Here is a 3,705-nt window from a genome sequence, read left to right as displayed (position 1 = left end):
ATTTCCAATAAGAGAAGCGCTGATGACATATGGATATAGTAAGTGATATTTATATAACAAAACAAAAAATAACATGTATCAAACGTAAAAAAACGATTGATACATGTTATTTTTGTTGATTGCACTTCACTCTAACTATCACTTTTTTTCGCATGACTTTTTCGATAGTGTAGCGGTGATTCGCCATACTTTTCACGAAATTTTTTAATAAAATAAGAGACATTTTCAATACCTACTTTTCCTGCAATCACCTTTATCGCTAAATTACTTTGCAACAATTCTTTTTTTGCCGCCTGCAACCGTAGTTCTATTAACCTTTGTTGTGGTGTGATCCCTGTGAAATTTTTATATACATGGCGTAAGTAGGAAGGTGAACCATGAGCTAAATGACCTAAGTCCTCCAAACTTAATTTTTGAGCGTACTTCGTTTCTAAAATATTATTAATTGTTTTTATCCATTCCTCATTGTCTACTGGTTCGCCTAACGGCTGACATCTCTTACATTGTCGATATCCCCTCTGACCTGGTTCATTTTTATCATAGTATACTGTAATATTATGTCGGTTTGGCATTTTTGAAGGGCATGACGGGCGACAAAATATTTTTGTGCTTTTTACGGCATACCAAAAAATACCATCATATGTTTTATCATTATTTTTAATAGCTGCCCATTCTATATCTGTCACACTCACACACAATACCTTCTTTCTTTAACCACTTACCTTTAAAATGATTATATCTGGGTGCCCTCTATTTTTAACAGTTCTACTTTTCTATTTACCCCGCCAGCATATCCGGTTAAAGAACCATTACTGCCTATCACACGATGACACGGCATAATAATCGAGATTGGATTATGTCCCACCGCACCACCAACGGCTCTGGCCGAACCGATATCCCCACCATATAAAAGGCGCAATTTGTCTACAATTGCTTGATACGTCATTGTTTCTCCATAAGGGATCGTTATCAATACCTCACATACTTTTTTTCGGAAATCTGTCACCTTTGGGGCTAATACAAGTTGCCCCATCGTTGGGATATGCCCCATGAAATATTCATCTAGCCAACGTTTAGCTTCATCAATCATTAAATCTTGACCTGTAACGGCCTCTTCCAAATGGTAACCCGCACCATAATATTTCTGTTCTGAAAACCATACACCAATTAACGCTGTTCCATCACTCAACAACAATAAATTGCCTAACGGTGATTCATAGTCGCTTTTTATTAACATCTTCTCATCCTCCCATTTCGTTGTGATAAAACGTCATGAAACTACTTTTTCTCTTTAATCAGCTCTTCAATATATTATAGCAGTTTTAAAGATGTCAAAATGTCACTATCTGTCTTTCTAAATAATGCTAATTTACAGAACAAAAAGACACCACTTAAAAAGTGATGTCTTTTTATATAAAATTGTTTAGAAAATCATATGTTCGTTAAACAATCTTTATCACTTTTAATCATCGCAGCAATGCCAATCATTTCACCTGACTCATTGATTACTTTCCAAATACTTCCCTCAGTTATTTCAAATAATTGTCCATTGCTATCAATTCTTGTACCCGTGTAACTATTGGATATTCCTCTTAGCGTTACTTCTTCCAACATCTCATTACGTTGTTTTTGGTTTTGTGGTGGTGCACTTTTACGAGAAGGTAGTGCTAAAAATTGTTCTAAACTATAACCGAAAATTGTTTGCGCATGTTGATTAGCGTATATAAAATGGGGATCTTCTGCAATGTTTTGGACCAATAACCCATAAGGTGCCTCTTCATCTAACCACCGTTGTCTTTGTTCCTCTTGCTTTTCTGCTGAAATAGGTAAATTTTCCCCCATCCAAATTTTATAAGAAGCATCAATGAGTGAAAGTATTTGATCTCTTTTTTTGCCATCCATTTTTGTCATCCTCTCTTATAAATTACGCACCCGTGGATTTTGTCCCAAAATTTGATTCGGATCAACAGGAATCGTCACTAAAATAGATTGTTTTTTATACCTTTCAAGTTCATTTAAAATATCTTCAAAATTCGATAAATCTGGCGCTACAGTATAACTAAGCCAACCAGAGGCTTCAGCTATTTTTCCATAATCTACCTGTTGTAATGTATCATGGTATTTTTCTGGATGAACACTTGGCAATATTGCAGGCAGTCCTTGCGCTACAATTGAATAAGTATGATTGTCTAAAATAAATAAAACGATGCCTAAATTTTTAGCTTCATTTAAACTTCCACCATATAATCTAAAACAACCATCACCACTAAACAAGTAAACACGCTTATCTGGTTGTGCTAACTTTGCCCCTACAGCTACGCCATAGGCACCACCCATAGCTGATCCTCGGTAAAAAGAAAAATAAGTGATAGTGTCATTGGGTCTTTGTGTAACATACTGATAATCTTTATACGCGAGACAAACATCGCTGATAACCAAACTCCCCGGTTGCCACCACTTGTGCAAATGTTGGTAAACTATTTTCATATCTGCGTAATGGGCACGGGGTGGTTCAAGAACACATGTGTTCAATTCAACTGGCGCAAGGGGGCTTGCCGTTGTACTGTACACTTCGCGTTTACCTTCTGTAATAATCGTTTTTAAAACCTTAGTGATAGGTGCGTTTATTTGATGGAATTTATGTAACGCGCTATGCTGAAAACTCCCTCGGATGTGACCATATGCATTGGCTGTTTGTGTGATAAAAAAGACATCTCCAGCTGCAAATTTTTGTAAATTCGTTGTGTACTCATCAGGTGTAACACCTACACAGATGACAACATCATCTTCAGTCATTGACTCCCATAAATTTAACGCTTTATCGTTTCCACCAAACGAGATACAGCCATAACCATAAGGGTTTTCACTCCCAACACAGTTGACACCATTCATACTCCAGACTGTTGCGGCTGCCAATTCAATAGAGACCGCTGTTGTTAATTGTCTTATATCCGTTTCATGTAACCCTTCTTCTCCTACTAAAAGAAGCACGCGGCGACCCTTTACTTTTTTCTTTAATAACTGAACGAAGACCGCTATTTCTATACTGCTATCATGTAACTTTTTTTTCATAATTTTTGGTTCTTCTGGCATTGGTAAGTTCATGATTTCATTATCCAATAAAAAAACAACTGGCTTTCGAGACAATAATGCTTTTCCTGCCTGTTCTAAGTATTTTGCAAAGGTATATGGATTATCTAATAGAAAGACATCTTCTATTTCAGCCTCTAATTGTTTAATAATATTGCTCCCATAAATTGAGGTATCCTGTAATGCACTATCTTCTTGATGACGTCTGGTTGAAATCGGAAAAATATACACCGATGGAATATCATGTAGTTTAGCATCGGATAAGCCACATGCTAACAGTTTAGTTGCGGCTCCAGTCGTAGCAATAGCTCCTCCCACCTTACCCGTTGCAAGGTAATGACCTAGTGGGGCAAAGCCCGCAGGGTATTCACTGATAGTAAATAACGCTGGTTTTATTTGATTGGGTTCATAAGGTGTTAAGTATTTCACATAATGAACAACGCCACCCCCAGTTACACCTGTATATATATCAATACCAAAAGCAGCCAGGTAGTCTACTAACGTTTCAAATCCATCTCTTTTATTCATAGCTGCATTTCTCCCTTTTTATTAAATCCTTATCAGATATATTATTAATCTTGATGTTTCAAATGAACACTTCACCAGCCAAAATCT

The 3,705-nt window shown here is 36.6% G+C and carries 4 protein-coding genes; all 4 read right to left on the bottom strand.

Annotated features, from left to right (window positions below):
- Positions 1–131 precede the first annotated feature (131 nt).
- Complete coding sequence (locus IKV95_RS03610; protein WP_069119173.1) at positions 132–692, bottom strand: bifunctional transcriptional activator/DNA repair enzyme AdaA; 561 nt, start codon at positions 690–692, stop codon at positions 132–134.
- A 41-nt stretch (positions 693–733) separates the two neighbouring features.
- Positions 734–1,237, bottom strand: a complete 504-nt coding sequence (locus IKV95_RS03605) for a methylated-DNA--[protein]-cysteine S-methyltransferase (protein ID WP_029091930.1) — start codon at positions 1,235–1,237, stop codon at positions 734–736.
- 194 nt (positions 1,238–1,431) lie between these two features.
- On the bottom strand, positions 1,432–1,902 hold the full coding sequence (locus IKV95_RS03600) for an MEKHLA domain-containing protein (protein ID WP_069119175.1): 471 nt from the start codon (positions 1,900–1,902) through the stop codon (positions 1,432–1,434).
- 15 nt (positions 1,903–1,917) lie between these two features.
- On the bottom strand, positions 1,918–3,618 hold the full coding sequence (locus IKV95_RS03595) for a thiamine pyrophosphate-dependent enzyme (RefSeq protein WP_069124977.1): 1,701 nt from the start codon (positions 3,616–3,618) through the stop codon (positions 1,918–1,920).
- Positions 3,619–3,705: the final 87 nt, after the last annotated feature.

Source organism: Brochothrix sp., assembly GCF_017549435.1.
Classification (GTDB): Bacteria; Bacillota; Bacilli; order Lactobacillales; family Listeriaceae; genus Brochothrix; species Brochothrix thermosphacta.
Note: the sequence above shows the minus strand (reverse complement) of the source record. Positions and strands in the feature narration are given on the sequence as shown.